Source organism: Zobellia laminariae (assembly GCF_030553095.1).
In the GTDB taxonomy this organism is placed as follows: Bacteria; Bacteroidota; Bacteroidia; order Flavobacteriales; family Flavobacteriaceae; genus Zobellia; species Zobellia laminariae.
The window spans coordinates 4156817-4174500 of sequence record NZ_CP130738.1 but is presented as its reverse complement, the minus strand read 5'-3'; the positions used below and the strand labels follow the sequence as shown (position 1 = coordinate 4174500).

17 protein-coding genes and 2 pseudogenes are annotated in these 17684 nt (G+C 36.0%); 5 read left to right on the top strand and 14 right to left on the bottom strand.

Features of this window, described 5'->3' with window-relative positions:
• Window positions 1-136: 136 nt before the first annotated feature.
• From Q5W13_RS20030 to Q5W13_RS20005, 6 genes and pseudogenes are all read right to left on the bottom strand, one after another.
• Window positions 137-2344: a LamG-like jellyroll fold domain-containing protein gene (locus tag Q5W13_RS20030; RefSeq protein WP_304444220.1), complete on the bottom strand. Its 2208-nt coding sequence runs from the start codon at window positions 2342-2344 to the stop codon at window positions 137-139.
• Entirely contained in the window at window positions 2296-2961 is a 666-nt protein-coding gene (locus Q5W13_RS20025) for an apiosidase-like domain-containing protein (protein WP_304444219.1), read from the bottom strand. Before Q5W13_RS20025 ends, Q5W13_RS20030 begins: the two co-directional genes overlap by 49 nt.
• 32 nt (window positions 2962-2993) lie before the next feature.
• On the bottom strand, window positions 2994-3527 hold the full coding sequence (locus tag Q5W13_RS20020) for a DUF5060 domain-containing protein (protein ID WP_304444218.1): 534 nt from the start codon (window positions 3525-3527) through the stop codon (window positions 2994-2996).
• 469 nt (window positions 3528-3996) lie between these two features.
• Window positions 3997-5100: pseudogene (locus tag Q5W13_RS20015) on the bottom strand (alkene reductase).
• A gap of 456 nt (window positions 5101-5556) precedes the next feature.
• Window positions 5557-6318 carry a formate/nitrite transporter family protein gene (locus Q5W13_RS20010; protein ID WP_304444217.1) on the bottom strand — a complete coding sequence of 254 codons (762 nt, stop codon included), beginning with the start codon at window positions 6316-6318 and terminating at the stop codon, window positions 5557-5559.
• Window positions 6319-6449: 131 nt separating this feature from the next.
• Window positions 6450-6815, bottom strand: a complete 366-nt coding sequence (locus Q5W13_RS20005; RefSeq protein ID WP_304444216.1) for a hypothetical protein — start codon at window positions 6813-6815, stop codon at window positions 6450-6452.
• A 174-nt stretch (window positions 6816-6989) separates the two neighbouring features.
• On the opposite strand from Q5W13_RS20005, the gene Q5W13_RS20000 reads away from it, so the two are divergent.
• The 5 genes from Q5W13_RS20000 (at window position 6990) to Q5W13_RS19980 (ending at window position 11702) form a co-directional block, all read left to right on the top strand.
• Window positions 6990-8048: a polysaccharide deacetylase family protein gene (locus Q5W13_RS20000; protein ID WP_304444215.1), complete on the top strand. Its 1059-nt coding sequence runs from the start codon at window positions 6990-6992 to the stop codon at window positions 8046-8048.
• 316 nt (window positions 8049-8364) lie between these two features.
• Window positions 8365-9315: a Rossmann-fold NAD(P)-binding domain-containing protein gene (locus Q5W13_RS19995; RefSeq protein ID WP_304444214.1), complete on the top strand. Its 951-nt coding sequence runs from the start codon at window positions 8365-8367 to the stop codon at window positions 9313-9315.
• A 3-nt stretch (window positions 9316-9318) separates the two neighbouring features.
• Complete coding sequence (locus tag Q5W13_RS19990) at window positions 9319-9804, top strand: PALP domain-containing protein (RefSeq protein WP_304444213.1); 486 nt, start codon at window positions 9319-9321, stop codon at window positions 9802-9804.
• Window positions 9805-9857: 53 nt separating this feature from the next.
• The gene (locus tag Q5W13_RS19985; RefSeq protein WP_304444212.1) at window positions 9858-10769 is read left to right on the top strand and encodes a PALP domain-containing protein; all 912 of its coding nucleotides are present in this window, start codon (window positions 9858-9860) and stop codon (window positions 10767-10769) included.
• 33 nt (window positions 10770-10802) lie between these two features.
• A complete protein-coding gene (locus Q5W13_RS19980) occupies window positions 10803-11702 on the top strand; it encodes a phosphotransferase (RefSeq protein WP_304444211.1) in 900 nt (299 codons plus the stop codon).
• Between the two features lies 1 nt (window position 11703).
• Here the strand turns inward: Q5W13_RS19980 and Q5W13_RS25400 are convergent, their stop codons facing one another.
• The 8 genes and pseudogenes from Q5W13_RS25400 to Q5W13_RS19940 all read right to left on the bottom strand — a co-directional run bounded on the left by Q5W13_RS25400 (window position 11704) and on the right by Q5W13_RS19940 (window position 17606).
• Window positions 11704-12621 (bottom strand): sensor histidine kinase, encoded by a 918-nt coding sequence (locus Q5W13_RS25400; RefSeq protein ID WP_368662579.1) that lies wholly within the window; start codon window positions 12619-12621, stop codon window positions 11704-11706.
• Window positions 12622-12804: 183 nt separating this feature from the next.
• Window positions 12805-12993: pseudogene (locus tag Q5W13_RS19970) on the bottom strand (tetratricopeptide repeat protein); the annotation flags it as partial.
• Between the two features lie 40 nt (window positions 12994-13033).
• Window positions 13034-13768, bottom strand: a complete 735-nt coding sequence (locus Q5W13_RS19965; protein WP_304444210.1) for a tetratricopeptide repeat protein — start codon at window positions 13766-13768, stop codon at window positions 13034-13036.
• Window positions 13769-13994: 226 nt separating this feature from the next.
• Window positions 13995-14192 (bottom strand): PleD family two-component system response regulator, encoded by a 198-nt coding sequence (locus Q5W13_RS19960; protein WP_304444209.1) that lies wholly within the window; start codon window positions 14190-14192, stop codon window positions 13995-13997.
• 3 nt (window positions 14193-14195) lie between these two features.
• Window positions 14196-14375 carry a response regulator gene (locus Q5W13_RS19955; RefSeq protein ID WP_304444208.1) on the bottom strand — a complete coding sequence of 60 codons (180 nt, stop codon included), beginning with the start codon at window positions 14373-14375 and terminating at the stop codon, window positions 14196-14198.
• A 352-nt stretch (window positions 14376-14727) separates the two neighbouring features.
• Complete coding sequence (locus Q5W13_RS19950; RefSeq protein ID WP_304444207.1) at window positions 14728-16392, bottom strand: thiamine pyrophosphate-dependent enzyme; 1665 nt, start codon at window positions 16390-16392, stop codon at window positions 14728-14730.
• A gap of 48 nt (window positions 16393-16440) precedes the next feature.
• Entirely contained in the window at window positions 16441-17175 is a 735-nt protein-coding gene (locus Q5W13_RS19945; protein WP_304444206.1) for a flavodoxin family protein, read from the bottom strand.
• Between the two features lie 14 nt (window positions 17176-17189).
• Complete coding sequence (locus Q5W13_RS19940; protein WP_155596386.1) at window positions 17190-17606, bottom strand: DUF6789 family protein; 417 nt, start codon at window positions 17604-17606, stop codon at window positions 17190-17192.
• Between the last annotated feature and the right edge of the window lie 78 nt (window positions 17607-17684).

Sequence of the window (17684 nt, the reverse complement as noted above, 5' to 3'; positions counted from 1 at the left end):
ATAAAAGTAACTCTATAGAAAAGCAAGGACCTCAACTGGTCTTTGCTTTTTTGTTTCAAGTAAAAACTTTACAATTTATAAATAAAAAAGGGGCCAATATCTGGCCCCTTTACTAATACAATAAATAAAAGTATTTTTAATTTAGAATAACCTTTCCGGTTAAGACTTCTTTTCCTTTTGTGATATTTAACACATACGCACCTTTTGCGAAGGGAGATAAATCCATCTGGATATCACCATCTACAGTCACGGTCCGAGAAGCTACTTTTCTACCTGAGAAATCAAGAAGGTCCAGCTGCATTCCCGTCAACATTCCTGTCACTGTAATTACTCCATTGGTTGGATTAGGGAAGACACGGAATACTTTCATGTCTAATTCACCTTCCATTGGTACATCTATTTTTGATGCTATATTTTCTCGAACTATATTAGAATTACCTTCTTCAAATAGGGAAGACACTTGTTGCTTGGTCAATGAATTATTGAACAACTTAACATCATCAATAGCTCCTTCAAAATATTCATCACTCCAGCCTGACCATCCTATCCAAGATACATCCATAGGCTTCAAGGTTCCAGAAAGCGATTCACTATGAACATTTTCACCATTTATGTACCAGCGCATATCCGTACCATCATAGGTGCAAGTAATCAATTGCCAAACATTGTTTTGAATAGTTCCCTTGCTAACTAGCTTTCTACCATTCTCGTTAGTGCTCACCGTAAATGCTAGTTTGCCACGATTAACGAACATCATAAAGCCACCTGAGGTAGTACTACCAATAATACCTTGATAGTTACCTTCTGCATTGCTAGGGTTAACCCATGCGGATACCGTAAAACTAGACTTCAGATTATTATCAATATCAGGTAAATTAATATGATCATCTACGCCGTCAAATACCAAGGCACCTTCTATTTTACCATTAGTTTTATTCTTATCGAAAGTTACGCCACTATCAAGTGCTCCATTAAGACCTTGACCACTAACATCGTTTGCGATTACGCCGTTTAACTCATCTAACGGCCAATGACCTACTAAGCCCGTAGTTTTTTCAATTACGACATCCTCAATCACTATCGGAGCGCTTTCTTGAATTTCCAAAATCTCAATAGCATTTATGATTGGATGTCTAGTTCCTCCATCAGAAGATAAAGAAGAAAAATCTATATCTAATTTTCCGTCGGTAACATTTACAGTATGCGTTTTTGTGAGTAGGGCTTCAGCTCCAACCTCTGCAAAAACATCTAGATTATCTTCCGCTAATTTATCTTCTAAACGTACATCAAATACACGGTTACCTACATTGCCGCTGCCACCATCCGTAGCGCCAAACCATAATTCTGCAAAATGTAGCTTCACGGTATATGCTCCATTTTTTAAAGGAATATCGTAACCCATTACTTGGGAACGGCTATATCTAAAAGTCTTGAATGGGTCATTAAGTCCGGTTTGCGGTCTGTTTAATGTAAGACCCGTATCAGAATAATTATCCGCAGAAAACTTATTTCCGTTGTGGGTAATTGCACTGCCTCCAGAATTAATTCTAAGAACAAAACCGTCTGTTGTTTTAGGATTTTCTGTATCAGTCTCTTCTACCTTTGGTTCCTCTACTGTAGGTACTTCTACTTTTGGCTGCTCTGCTTTTGGCTCTTCTACTTTTGGTTCCTCTACTTTGGGTAATTCAGCTTTTGGCTGTTCTACTTCTGGTTCTTCTACTTCTGGTTCTTCTACTTCTGGCTCCTCTACTTCCGGTTCTTCTACTTCTTCCTCTGGCTCATCTATTGTATCAGTTGACCGAATTCGATAAGCCCAACTTTTTGTACGATCATTATTTGGTAAGGCAGGTGTTTTCATAACACCAGAATTGTTAGTAGTAACGTTGCCTGCAGAAATCCAACCTCCATTAGTCACATCCCACCATTCAAACTGATAGGTTTCAGATTTCATAAGATTTTTTAGGGAAGGAAGGGCCTTTGGACTGTTTCTAAAATCAGCAGCAAAGAAACCTAGGGCAAACGATTTATCGTCTGCTATAGATAATGTATGTAAATAGTTTTGGCTATCGCTTAGATTCGTATCCGCAGCCGGTACCAGTTTAGCATAATTGTGGTCTGAATCTAATATAAAACTTTTTAGATGACCCATAGCCTGCGATTCAAATCGCTTTAGGGCATTAACTTGCGGGTCGTTACTAGGCACAATCGTACCTCCATCCTGCGAACTCCTTCCGGTTGCAGTTGCCGCACCGGCATACCATGCATCTCCCCACGCATGACCTGCTAGGCCACCACTTAATACGGAACCATACATCTGCATTTGTGCCATGGTGGTATCATCCATACCTGCATTGATTTCATTCCCAGAATGTAATCCCCAATAAGGTAAAAGGGTTCCAAGTTAAGGGCTGGTTTCGCTGGTTGTTGATGATATATATTCCGAAGCCACTCATGCATGGTTTCATCTCTTTCTGCATTACTAACGTTTTGTATATCTAGAGCAGTAGGTATGTCCTTATTCCAATTATTTAGAGATGTATTAAAAGACATTGCCGTTCTAGGCTGACCATAAGGCATTCTATAGTCACCCATCTTAGAAAACAACTTACTATTTGCATCACTAACTATTTGTTCCCATTTAGGATATATTGATGACTGGCTGTCATGATGTACCCAACTAAAAATCATATTATAACAACCATAACGCGCCCACAAATAACGCACATAGTTATAAAAAGCTGCTTTTTCTTGCGTTGTACCTAAATACCAAAGTTCGCTTCTTCTTACGGTTTCAAATAAAGTTACAAATCCTTGATCGGATAAATGCTGCATTCGCTTATCCACTGATTGCCAGTACTCAGGTTTAATATTTAGGTAGTCTACTTGCCCTGTACTTTTTAACTCGAAAGGACCCTCTCCGTTGGGACCTGTTTTCTTATGATGTGTTTTTTCTGCCCACAATTCAGTATAACTGTCATTCGGGAAACTAGCAATTACATTAAGCCCGTTAAATCCTGGCCTTTTCTGGTTGAAATATAATTTTGAAAAGATATTCCGCTAATAGTATTCGCTTTGCTGAAACCAAATACTTCAGTTAGTGCAGACCAAGATGTATCTGCTGTATAAAAGAATGGTGTACCATCTGCATATTCTAAAGTTCTATTATTAGATGCAACTCTTATAAAACCGCGTTTGTTGGGGTTGCTGCTTACATTTGCGGCAACAGCAGTAAATGAACCACTTCGTCCAATAAAACTACGATCGGCATTTTCTACAGTCTCATTGATAACTTTCCAAGTCCATTTTCCGGGTGAAGTAGGAACTAAACGAACGCGGAAGACATTTCCACCATCCCAGAATACCGGAATACGGTATACCTCACTTGATGAGCCTTCTTTTTTTAATTCAATCCATACGTCTACATCCATGTAGGCATTACCATACTTGACTTGACTATTGAATTCTATTTCAACAATATCCATAACAGCATAGCTGTCATTTTGAGCAAAGACAACACTACTTGTCATGCTACAAAGCATTAATAATAAAATGAGTTTGTACTTCGTAAACTTTTCTGTGATCATCGGGGGTGGGGGATTTTAATTATTAAACTAACGTCAGTTTGACGCAAATAGTTGCAAAAATATATAGAAAAAAGCAGATTATTTCTTTTAAATAATGATTTTCACCTATTGAATTACAACATCTTTCAGATCTATGTACGTTTCTTAACGAGAATTTGGCCTTTTTATCGAAAAAATTTTTATTATTAGCGATAAGAAAAGCTTAAAATAATTTCTTGAAAATCTTGATTTTACCCCTAATAAAGAGTGTTCAAATCTGATAATTTTTTCTCAAATAAAATGTTGACCTAGCGTTAGCCGTGATAATTTGGAGTAGATAAAAAAACTTGAAAAAAAATCATAAAAGCGGCCAATTCATGCATTTTATGAATTGGCCGCTTTTAATAAATTAAAAAAGTATCTAAAGTAGCTTCTAAACTAATTCTTTGGAAGCTTTTGGATAATCTGTATATCCTTTTGTACCCGTAGTGTAAAAAGTATCTTGGTCCCATTCTGCTAGAGCCAAGTTGTTTTTAAAACGCTCTACTAAATCTGGATTAGAAATAAACGGCTTACCATAAGCTACCAAATCTGCATGGCCTTCTTCTATAACTTTGTTTCCTTTTTCCTGGTCAAATCCAGAGTTAATCATCAATGTTCCATTGTACAAAGGTCTAAAATGTTTTGCGATTTCTGTTACCGCAAAAGGAACTTTAGAAACATCTGTAAATGGTTCTGAAAGATGCACATATGCAAGATTATAATCGTTTAACTTTTTAATAATGTATTCAAATGTGGGAATGGTTTCTTCATCTATACTTATACCGAACATACCATCTAGTGAAGGATTAAAACGAGCGGCAATTTTCTCTTGGGGAATGACCTCTTTTATAGCATCCAGAACTTCAAAAAAGAAACGAGTTTTGTTTTGAATACTTCCTCCGTATTCATCCGTTCTATTGTTGGAACATCCATTAAAAAACTGGTGAAATAAATAACCATTGGAAGAATGTATTTCTACACCATCAAAACCTGCTTTTACTGCATTTGCAGCTGCTTTTTGAAAATCCTTAATCGTAGTTTTTATTTCTTCAGTGGTCATTTCCTTAGGCGTAACCGTATCTTTAAAACCTTCTGGCGTAAATGATTTAGCGTTGGGGTTTATAGCCGATGCGGATAAGGGTAATTTACCATTATGAAAATCGGGGTGGGATATACGTCCTACATGCCATAATTGGATATAGATTTTTCCACCTTTATCATGCACACGTTTGGTAATTTTTTTCCAACCTTCGACTTGCTCTTCTGAATAAATACCTTATGTATGAATATAACCTACTGCATCAGGTGAGACCTGCGAACCTTCTGTAATGATGAGACCCGCTGAAGCTCTTTGCTCGTAATATAAACCCTGTAAATCGTCAGTAGGAACATTGCCCTCATTATCTGCTCTACTTCGCGTCATGGGAGCCATAACCACTCTGTTCTTCATGTTAATATTTTTGTTATATGGTAATAATAATTGTTGTTTGCTCATGTTTTTACTCTTTTTTAATTAATCTTATAATAGTTCCAAATACTTCTTAAAAGCAATGTATCTGATTTGTTATCTTACTTCTTCAATATCAAATTTATCTAAATGGGCATCTAGAGTATCTGACGCTCGTCATACCTGAGTGGTTATTTTTTTAAATACTTCCAGATATATAATCCTGCTTAACTAATAGCATCAATAAATCTAACAGAATTGGGTAGTCGTAATAAACTGTAAACCTATCAGTCTATATCAATTTCTCATTCACATTTTAATTGTAGATATTGAGTTTCAATAGAGTGGGAGTTAGCTTATTTGTTTATAATACTAAAGACCATTGTTTTCACTTCAATCTTGCTTATAAAAATCGCTATACTGTTTCCTCGTAGTTTGATTCAAAAATCCTGTACTTAAAAAGACCTACAACCACAGCACCTCCAATTCCATTACCTAGTAGTGCTATAATAGAAACCAGAGGTAATCTAAAAAGGAAATACTATCGGAATGTAAAAAGGCTCCAAAGACTTCTATATTGCCTACAATACTGTGGTGAAACCCTCCAAAACCAATAACACCTGTTATCATAATTATAAGTACCACACGAGTAAGGGAATTCATTGTACTGTTCAGCAACCATGTTAATAGTCCCATTAACCAACCAGCAACAATAGCGCTCAATAAGAGTACCCATGAATCCTCACTAAGCACATGGCTCCCAATTTCTACCATGGTTTCTTCTGTAAAAAGATTTAGATGAGGAGCAAGGAGTCCTATAAAAAGTGCGAATATGATACCGCCTAATACATTACCAAGAATGACCAAGCCCCATATACGAAACAACTCCCAAACACTACGCTGACCATTAAGAACAGGCAAAGCCAATACAGATGTCTGCTCAGTAAATAGAGCTGACTTCCCTAGTATAACGAGAATAAACCCAACAGGGTAAACTACACTAAAAAGTTTGAAAATAATATTAGCATCCAAGGTACCATTCAATAGAAAGTATAGAGCGCAGATAAGAAAATAACTAAAACCAATTTCTAGCCCGGCAATGAGCGCACTAAGAAACATGGCTTTATTTTTTACCTTGAATATCTCTTCTCCTTCGTGTATAACACGACTAAGAATTTCGCTGTATTCATTACCACCTTTTACTTCATTAGATTTTTTTTCTAACTCCTTCTGATGATCTTCTTGCTTTTTATTTTCTGTTTCCATGCTTTAGTCGTTGCCTCTATAGTACTTAATCGCAATTTCCAGCTCATTAAAAGGCTTTAGAGCTAATGGGGAAGAACAAGGGCTACCTTTAAAGAGAGTAGTCATAACAATTTCACTATTAAAATATGCTTTTACTTAGTTGCAGGCCAGTTCATAATTTCATCGTGAATCTCTTGTGATGAACTATTTCTACTTTTTGCTATACTATCAATTATAGAGTAGAAACTTCCTTTTTTATACACAGAATCTGCAACTTCTAAATCCGGGTAATGTGAAAGATATTCATCACGAACTGCCAACCATTGCTCTTCTAACTGCGGATGATAGTCTATGGTATTAACTCCACCATTATTAACGGGTTTCCCAATATTTTTCTTTGATGTATTATTGGTTTCCTTATTATACTCTTCTTGACTAAGACCATGATTTTGAGGCACATCATTTCCCAAACCTTTAAAGGGTTTATCTTTATCTAATCTTTTATTTTCTGTAATCATCTGAAACGTTTTAGATTCATGTTTTAATAATAGTTAAAGTTAGGAATTGGTCAGTATCCTGTTTGCTCAAACGATGTTTTAACTAACTTTAAAAACATCAATTGAACTACCTCCCGATTTGCAGGTTTTAATAAATAATGAATTATCATGAAACTATCCATACCAATAATCAATATGAAATTAAGAAAGATGCTTATGGTGCTGATTGTATTTTCGGCAACTACTTGTTTTTCAAACTCACTGGTTAACAACGACACCTTAAATTCCAAGGAGGAGTTAAAATATGTAGTTTTTAAATTAGACGATTTACAGGAAAGAAACTGGAGAGAGTTTAAATCAATTACGGATATAATTATTGAAAAAGATGTTACCGCAGATATAGGGATATTTCCCTTGTCCGTTCATCTTGGCGATAAGGAATATATGGCTTATGTTCAGAGCCTGATAGATGACCCTAAACATTTTCAGCTTTTTATGCATGGATATACAGGGACCCCTAAAGAATTTTTTGATTCGGATTATGACACGCAATTAGAGCATTTTTATTTAGCTAGAACTGCTATGTTAATGAAATATGATTATATAATGCGAGTATATTCCTATCACTACTATGGAGTAAATGAACATACTATTAAGATAATTAATGAAGACCCTTTTATGAGATGGGTGGTTTGGAAAACTGATGATAATTATCTTCCTGAAAAGCAAGGTCTAGCTACGATGGATATACGTATGGAAGGTGTTGGGAAACCTGATTATGGAAATGTATCTTTCAAAAGTTACTTGGCAAATTGGGAGAAATATGATGCCGATTCGCATTCATACATTGTGTTGAATGGTCATCCTGCAGCATACACAACAGATTCCAAGAAAAATGACCTAAAGAAGATTGCAGATGACCTTCTGAAGAAAGGTTTCACTTTTACTCATTTGACTGATTATAGACTTATGCTTGAAGGCCATTCCACAGATAAAACAGCACCATCTATTCCCCAAGGTCTGGAAGTTTCAAGAAAAGATGATTTGCATGTTACGCTTAATTGGAATACTTCTGAGGATGCAGAAAGTGGAATTGATTGTTATAAAATATACCGGGATGGTGTTTGCATTAATTTATCTGCCACACCAAGCTATACAGATAAGATAGCCGGCGCCCATAATTATCAGATTGCGGCTGTCAATAAAAATGATTTAGTATCAGCAAAATCACTGATATGTAAGACTTCTCTTTGAACTGGAATACATTTTAGATGAGATACTTATCGTCTAATAATCATTTAAATACATCGCTAACGAGTATAGCAAACCATGAATTCATCAATAAAGAAATTGCTTATCTAAAAAATTTTTATACTTTTATCTTAGAGAAGTTTTAGTAGTATTGTTTTGCAGGCTTATTTTTCATCATAAGGAAGAAATTGGAAAAATAAGTTTACTTCTTACAGAGAGTCTCTGTATACCTTAATTAGTTAACAGCTAATTGGTATGCAGAGACTTTTTTTTTTGCTCAAAAAACTAAATAGAAAAGCTAAATAGAAAAACAAAGATTATGACAACAGTTATTCATTTAAAAGAAATTAAAGCCTTGTTAGAGCACACAGATGTTGTCACTACTATGAAAGAAGGGTTCATTCAATACAGCGACGGAAATACTGTGGTGCCTCCGGTGGGCGAATTATTATTCGAAGACCCAAAAGGGGATGCCCATATTAAGTATGGCTACATTAAAAACGAGGCGTATTATGTCATTAAAATTGCTTCTGGTTTTTATGATAATGCTAGACTGGGAATCCCCTCTAGTCAAGGGTTAATGCTATTATTCGACCAGAAAACAGGAGTACCAAAAGCGGTATTGTTAGACGAAGGCTACTTAACAGATATCCGTACAGCAGCTGCCGGAGCTTTAGCGGCAAAGTACTTCGCCCAGAAAGAGATAAAAGCAATCGGAATTGTAGGTACGGGAATACAAGCAAAATTGCAGTTGCAATACCTTCAAAAACATACACCGTGCACCACTGTTTGGGTTTGGGGACGCTCAAAAGAAAAGGCTGCAAAATTCGCCAATGAACTAGGTGCTGATTTTGATGTTCATATTGCTGACAGCACTACAGAACTTGCAAAACATTGCAACCTGATTGTAACTACAACACCGTCAGAACAGGCTTTACTAAAAGCATCGGACATTCAAAAAGGGACACATATTACTGCCGTAGGTTCAGATACAGAACACAAACAAGAATTAGAGAGCGAGTTGCTTAAAAAGGCGGACATCGTTATCTCTGACAGTATTCCTCAAAGTAAAAGTAGGGGTGAAATCTATAGGGCTACGAAAGATGGTGAAATTACAGCAGACAATATTGTTGAATTGGGTACTGCGATCCAAGATAAAAAATTACAACGTACCAATGACGACCAGATTACCATTGTCGATTTAACAGGCGTTGCTGTACAAGATATTATGATAACCGAAGCGGTGTATACTGCATATTTAAAAAAATAAATTATGATTCAATTTGTGAGTAACAAAGGAGGAGGGAAGCCAGTTGATTTTGAAACTGCCATCTTAGATGGTTTTGCTTCAGATGGCGGATTGTATGTTCCTGATACCTTACCGATCATCACCAAAGAGCAGTTAACCTCTTGGAAAGGCTTGTCTTATGTAGACCTCGCTTTTGAGATTCTTTCGCTTTTTATTGATCGCTCCATTGTTTCGGAAAGCGAATTAAAAATCATCCTTGAAACTGCATATGCTCCTTTTGAAAAGAAAGAGACCATTCCGTTTTATCATTTAAAAACACGAAAGGACACGTACATTATGGAATTGTTTCACGGTCCAACAATATCATTTAAAGACGTGGGACTCGCTTTTTTGGTGAATCTGGTTAACTTATTTCTTGAACGAAAAAATGAGCATCTAACGCTTGTTGTTGCCACCACAGGAGATACTGGTCCGGCGACTGCGTACTACACAGCGGGAAATCGAACTTAGATGCTTGGGTGTTATATCCTAAAGGTTTAATTACCGAAGAACAAGAACGACAAATGACCACCTTGCAAGATGCCAATGTGCATCCGGTTGGGGTGTTTAATTGCCCAGATGGTGCAGATGATTTAGATCTTGTAATTGCTAAATTCTATGCGGACAAACGTTTTAAAGACAAGCTAAAACTATCTAGTGTAAACTCCATTAACTGGGGTCGTGTAATGATGCAAACCGTGCATTATTTCTATGGCTACCTACAGGTCGTGGATACGATTGGAGAGAAAGTAAATATGTCCGTCCCATCTGGTGCTTTCGGTAATTTATGTGCAGGAGGTATCGCACGAGAAATGGGATTACCCATCAAGTATTTTGTAGTTGCCAATAATACAAATGCTTGTTTACATCGTGTATTTTCTGAAGGTCGTTTTTCAAAGGAGGAAATAATAGAAACGCCTTCATCTGCCATAGATATTTTAGTGCCTTCTAATTTTTGGAGGTTCTTGTATTTCAGAAATGAAAAAAACACCGAGAACATTAAAAAGTGGGTAGATCAGTTTAACGCCACAGGCTCCGTTACTTTTGATAAGCAGACTTTTGAAAGCTATTCTAAAGGATTTAAATCTTATAGTGCAACGGACAAACAAACCTTAGCTATCATCAATGAGCTGTATACTAACGAAGACTATTTACTGGATCCACATGGTGCGGTAGCATTAGTAGCGGCAGATAGTCTAAAAACGGAACTAGGTGATGAGAAATTAATCTGTTTCGCTACGGCGCATCCATCAAAATTTCCAGAAATAATCAAGAATGCATTACACACAAGCGTATTGCCAAAAGCCGCTACGCATAGTAGTGTAGAAACTGCCAAACAACTTTGTGAGAAGGTGTATTTGTGTAATTACGCGCATGTAGAAAATGCCCTTATGCACGCCATGGAAACGAATTGGGACTTAACTAAAGGAAAGTAATATGACACATACTAAAGTTATACCGATGTAGATATGGAGCGTATTTTGGTTCCTTATGGCATTAAAATGATGTCCAACAAAATGTTAAGTGGTGGGTCGGCAAATACAAATTATTTGATACCTACAGAAGACAACGCTTTTGTATTGACCATTTGTGATGAAAAGTCCATTGAAGAGACGGAGAAACTAGCTTCTTTATTGGAGTATTTAAAACAGCACAAGTTTTCGACTTCTGAGCTGATACAAACTACAACCGGAGCATTAACTACTACCTGGAATACCAAACCAGTAATGCTTAAAGGATTTATTGAAGGTGATATTGCCAAAGATATATCAGAAGACTTGTTACTATATTTAGGCAAGGAACTAGCACAATTACATCAAATAAAAGCACCTGATTTTATCCCAAGAGAAATCGCATTTGGATTACAACATTTTGATGAAGTAAAAAGCTACGCTCCAGATTCCTCATTTTACAAATGGCTAAAAGCTACGCAACACTATATTGAGAATCATATCAACACCGATTTGCCAAAAGCTTTGATTCACAGTGATATTTTTAATAGCAATATCATTGTAGCTAAAGATGGAAAACAAGCGACTATCATGGACTTTGAGGAAGCGTGCTATTATTATCGCGTATTCGATATTGGTATGATGATTATTGGTACGTGTAGCGATAAAACCACCATCAATTTAGATAAAGCAGCTAGTTTATTGAAAGGATATCAGCAAGAAATTCAACTTTTAGAAATAGAAAAACAAGCACTGAAAGCATTTACGGTTTACGCAGCAACCGCTACAGCATATTGGCGACATCAGAATTTCAATCACGTTAACTTCAACCCTGAAATGAAAAATCATTATCTAGAGATGAAAAATCTGGCAGATTATGTTATGAACTTGCCAGACAATTTTTTATTTGAAGACTAAATTAAACAGCATCTATTTTATTTGATTCCTTTGGAACAGTAAAATAGATGGTTGTTCCTTCTTTTTGAACACTAGAAACCCATATTTTACCTCCATTATTTTCTACCATTTCTTTACAAATAGACAGCCCTAAACCTGAACCATTTTCATTATTGGTGCCAAAGGCAGATTTCACATATTTTGTTTTAAAGAGATTAGATTGGGTTTCTACATTCATTCCAACCCCATTATCTACTACTTCTAATTGTAGTGCATCGCCTTTATCTTCAACCTTAATATGGATTTCTCCTTTTTGGTTAGTAAATTTAATTGCGTTACCTATTAAATTTCTTAGAATCACATCCAGATGATTCTTATCGCTATAACTAATCGTATTTTCTGGCACCTCATTTACAATGCTAATCTCCTTCTTTTGAGCCAAAGTGGTTAACACGGAAATACTCTGTTCAGCAATATCATGAAGGTCTATATTCTTTGGTTCTAATACTATACCATCCATTTGTGTTTTTGCCCATATTAAAAGGTTATTCAGCAATTCTGAAATGCCTTGTATTCCTGATAGAGCTTTGGGCATTAAGGATATGTATTGCTCTTTGCTAATAGATACACTTGTAGACATTTTCATAAGGGAATGAAAAGAATTTATTGGCCCTTTAAGATCATGTGCTATAATAGAGAACAGCTTATCTTTGGTTCTATTAGACTCGCATAATTCTGCCTCTTTTTGGATTAAGATTTCTTGTTTGGCCTGTAAATTTTTAGTGTATCTTTTTTGAAGTTTATTGGTTCTGTAAATTAATATTAAAAATAACGTAGCAATTAAAAGGGCAGCTATGGCAAAATATACGTAAGTTTTTTGTTTAGCAATTGCTTTGTTCTGCTTCTCTATAAGTTGTTCTTTTTGATTCTCAAACCTCATTTTACTAAGGGCAACTCCAAGACCGTTCTTGAATTTCTCATCGGCCTCTTTTTCATATCGTAACCTATATTCATTCTGGTAAGCATATGCCTTTTTATCTTCTCCTTTTTCGTGGTATATCTTAGATAGAACTAGATTTGATAGCTGTATAGATTTTGAAAGACTTAATCTATTAGCAATTTCCAATCCCTTTAAGCCATATTCTTCGGCTTTTTCTAAATTCTTAAGTCCTAAATACGATTCGGCCAATCCTATATAACTGCCTGCATATCCAATACTATAGTCTATTTCATCGCATAATTTTTCTGATTTAATAAACCACTCTAGTGCTTTTGTATAGTTCTTTCTTTCAACTGCAATGTCGCCTTTTCCAGCATATGCACTAGATAACCAATCTTTCCTATTTTGTTTTTTAAGACCTGCTAGGTATCACATTGGTTAGCAAACGCTCAGATTCTTCAAGGTTTCCCTTTTGCATGTGTAAATGGGCAATACCAAGCGTTGAGACAGCTAATAGATCATCATTATGAGCCTCTAGACTAATTTGCCTTGCTTTCTCTTGAAAGATTATAGCCGAATCAAAATCCTCATTATAACTATATAAAAAGGCAATATTGCTACTAAGAACGGACATCATACGTGTCTCATTAATTTTTTCGGCAACAGCTAATGCTTCTAAATATTTGGTAAGCGCGTTTGCATAATCTCCTTTAAAATGAAAGTCGATTGCAATATTGTTTAAAGCAGCAATTTTTGCATCATCCAGGTCATAGGTATTTGCAACCTCTAAAGCTTTCTTATTATACTCACTAGCCTTATCCGTTTCTCCTCTTTCTGCATAATAATACCCATAGGTAGACAGAGCTATACTTTCTCCGTTTTTATATTGAGAAGCAATGCTTAAATCATAACTTTCTTTTAATAATATGGCTGTACTGTCAGGATTGGAACGCATATTGGTCTCTGCTAACTCCAGAAGTAAATCTATATAATCAGAATTCTGAGGATTAAAATCTGAACTAGATTTTAACTCTACTATTTTAGTAAGCGTACTTTTTTCTGTCTGCCCTTGAAGATTGACAGAGAAACTAAATACAAGTAAAATAGCAAAGTAAAAACTTTTATTCGCGAAAAAAATTGATGCCATTTGGACTTTTATTTATGAAAAAGTACAAACAGAAATTAAGAAAACCGCATTTTTTTTTGTTAAACGCGTAATTTATAGCTATTTCTCAATAGGAATACTGAAGAGATTAACAGTAAATGACAGGATTAAAGAAACTATTTCTGAATTGGAATAAACGAACTTTTTTCTATTAAAATTCCATAAGAAGGGGGTAGTGGCGCCCCTTTTGTTACTATAAAACCAATACTTATGCGTTTACTTTTCTTCCATAAATCTTATTGTAAACTAAATCTATAGATTTATGAAATTCACTTTTTGTAAAAGGTTTGCTTATAAAATCTACACAGCCAAGTTCCCGGGCTACCACTTCAAAATCCTGTTTCGTAGAACTTGATATAAAAGGCATACGATTACCGAACATTTCAAGAAAAGAAAGTCCGTTCATACCTTATGGCATTTCTATGTCGGACATGACAACTTGTGGTTTAGCTATTTGTATGTGCACCCAAGCATCATAAGAATCTTCAAAAGTGAGTACACTGCGCACTAATGGGTGCGTTTTGGCAAGTTTTTCTGCTAAGGACAGCCATAAATGGGAGTCATCAACAATAATTAATTCAAGTCTCATAAAATAATCAAATTTGGGGTTTGAGGAGTGCAAATTACCCCATTGGTGTATCATGAAAAATTAATTCGGGTGAATAGCTAGAAAACTATCTTTATATGTTGAAATACTGCTTTAAATAGCTGTACATCAGGAGAAATTTACATTAAAGGCACTACTAAGAACACGAATTCAATTCAAAAAAAAAGATTCTTTATACCTGAATACTTGGGTATAAAGAATCTTCATGAGAAGGGTAATAAAGTATCAACTTAACTACCACATTATTTTAAATATTAATCAAAATAAGATTGTAATTCCTTTTTTAAATTTCCCCATTGTTTTTTATCGCCACTAATAACCTGACCGACTTCTTTTAATTTGGAAGTACCGAAACCAATAGCTTCTTTAATTCCAATATGAGGAGGTAATGATAAAGCTCACTACTAACTACGGCATCTATTATAAAGGGCTTTTTACTATTCTTAGCTTGTAGTATGGCAGCATCTATATCTTTGGCATGTTCTACACGTACACCATCTCCGCCACATAATTTAGCATACTCTGCAAAGTTGACATTGGTTTCATGCAATGCATCTAAACTAGCTGCTAAGCCCACTTGTTCCATTTCTAGTTTAACAAAGCTTAATTCAGAATTATTGAAGATGAGCACTTTTATGGGGAGTTCATATTTAACGGCCGTAATAAAATCTTGCATCGCCATATTAAAAGCACCATCACCACTTAAACACCAAATTTCTTTCTTAGGATTGGCCATTTGCGCTCCAATTGCAGAAGGCAAGCCTACCGCCATAGAACCGTGATTAAAAGACCCAATCAAGCGTCTTTGGCTATGAAAAGATATATGGTGAGCCGCCCATATTGCCGATGTTCCTGTTTCTACAGTAAAAATAGCATCATTGGAAGCATATTCATTTACTAAATCTGCAAAAATCTGAGGGTGTAAAGGTTCATTCTCACGTGTAGGAGAAGCTTGTTCCTTCATATTCTTTCTCCAATCTTCAAAACTATTTCTTAGCTTATCAACAAAACCGGTATCCTCTTTCTGTTCAATTTTTGGATTTAGGATTTCTAAGAATGATGAGATATCACTCCAAACTCCAAGAGATACAGATGTTCTATTACCTATATTTTCCTGTCGGATATCTACTTGTATCGTTTTTGTATCATGGGGAAGGAAATCAATATAAGGAAAATCGGTCCCGAGCATCAATAGCAAATCGCACTTCATGACAGCATTGTAACCAGATGGGTTTCCTATTAATCCCGTCAATCCTACTACGTTATCTGTATCGTGGTCAAAAATATCACTGGCACGTAGACTATGGGTTATAGGCGCATTCAGCTTTTTCGATAATTCAATTACCGCCGCTCTACTTTCCCGACATCCATCACCGGCTAAAATACCTACTGTTTTGGCACCGTTTAAAAGTTGGGCAGCTTCTATAACTACCGATTCTTCTGGAACCAAACGCGAAACATACTTTTTAATAGGATGCACAAATTGCTGATTCTCGGCTTTCATTTCGGCTACATTTGCCGGCAACTCTATTCTACACACCGCATTATTGGCCATGGCAATTTTAATGGCACGTTGTATAACCATTGGGGCTTGCTCTGGGGTTTCAATAATCGCCTGATAATCACAAACATCATCAAAAACCTTTTTCAAATCTACTTCTTGAAAGAAACTAGTCCCTTGTTGCTTTTGGTTAATTTGTCCCGTAATAGCAATAACCGGAGTCCGTTCTTTTTTAGCATTATAAAGTCCGTTTATTAAATGAAGGGCTCCAGGACCTACCGTTCCTGCACAAACGGCTAAATTTTCTGTAGTTTGGCTATGTCCAAAGGCAGCAAAAGAAGCATTTCCTTCGTGTTTCATACCTATCCAATCCACACCATCACTTTCTTCAATGGCCTTTACAAAAAAGTTAAGGGCATCACCCGTAACTCCATATACTTTTTCTACGCCAACACTGATTAGAATATCCAATAATTGTTCTGATACATTTTTGCTCATAATAGTTCTCTTTATGTTTTTAAATTAGATGACCAAGGCATCTGTTTTCTATCTATATTCTGGGTTCTCAAAATTCCAGCGTGTACCGTCATCCCATTCTTTTCTAGAATTCCCGTAAGCAGGATACCCACCATTATCTTTCAACATTTTGGCTAGGTGCATTAAGTTATAGCTCATAAAAGTGGTGTTTCGGTTTGTAAATTCTGAATCAAAACCTACGGGCGGATCTATATTTTCGCCATTCCATTTGGTATCACCATAACTAGGTCCAGGACCCACTTTCCCGATCCAACCGGCATCCGCTTGCGGTGGAATACTATATCCTAAATGTTGTAGCGCATATAACATGCCCATAGAGCAATGTTTTACCCCATCTTCATTACCGGTAACAATACAACCACCAGCTTTACCGTAGTACACATATTGCCCTTTATCATTTTGGTAACCACTCATGGCATATAAGCGTTCAATAAGTTTAGATGCTATAGAGGAGCGCTCGCCCAACCAAATGGGCGTACCAATAACCAAGATATCCGCTGCCATAATCTTTTCATAAATACCGGGCCAATCATCTGTATCATAACCTTCCTTTGTCATATCTGGTTGTACACCCACGGGAATATCATAATCTGCAAGTCGAAGTATTTCTACATCAACCTCTTCAGATTCCATAATCTTCATGGATACATCCATTAGATTTTGTGTGTGACTTTTAGAAGGCGATTTTTTTAATGTACAGTTTACAAATACTGCTTTTAAAGTACTGAAGTCTATCTTTTTCATAATATTTTATGTTCTTATTTCCCTATTGTTTTCACTGTAACCACACCAAAGACAATGTGCCCAATAAGCATGGCTACTAAACGCATTTGCATAGACCCATCTACCGGTGGCATTGTGAAAATCATACCCATTACTTTCATTCCTATCTGAGCCAGAATAACTGCTGCAATTCCAAAAACAATTCCCTTTAGCCAGAGATTATTAATTTGCACATTAGGCGCAAAGACATATCCATAACCTAGAGCAAAAAGTATCCCCATCATAAAGTGCATAATCCAGCCAACTACAATTGGTACGCCCATTGCGCCAGCTAATAATTTCCAAGGAGCCATCTCGGGCATGCCCAAATTAGGCGCCATTATCATAACAATGGTCATGACTATAGTTCCTACTATTCCTGCTAAGAAATATTTTGTAATGTTGTTATTCATAGTGTAGTATTTAGATTGTTCAAACACTTTATTTCAAAACACCAAGACCTCTAGTCCGGTGGTTTTGGATGTGTTTAT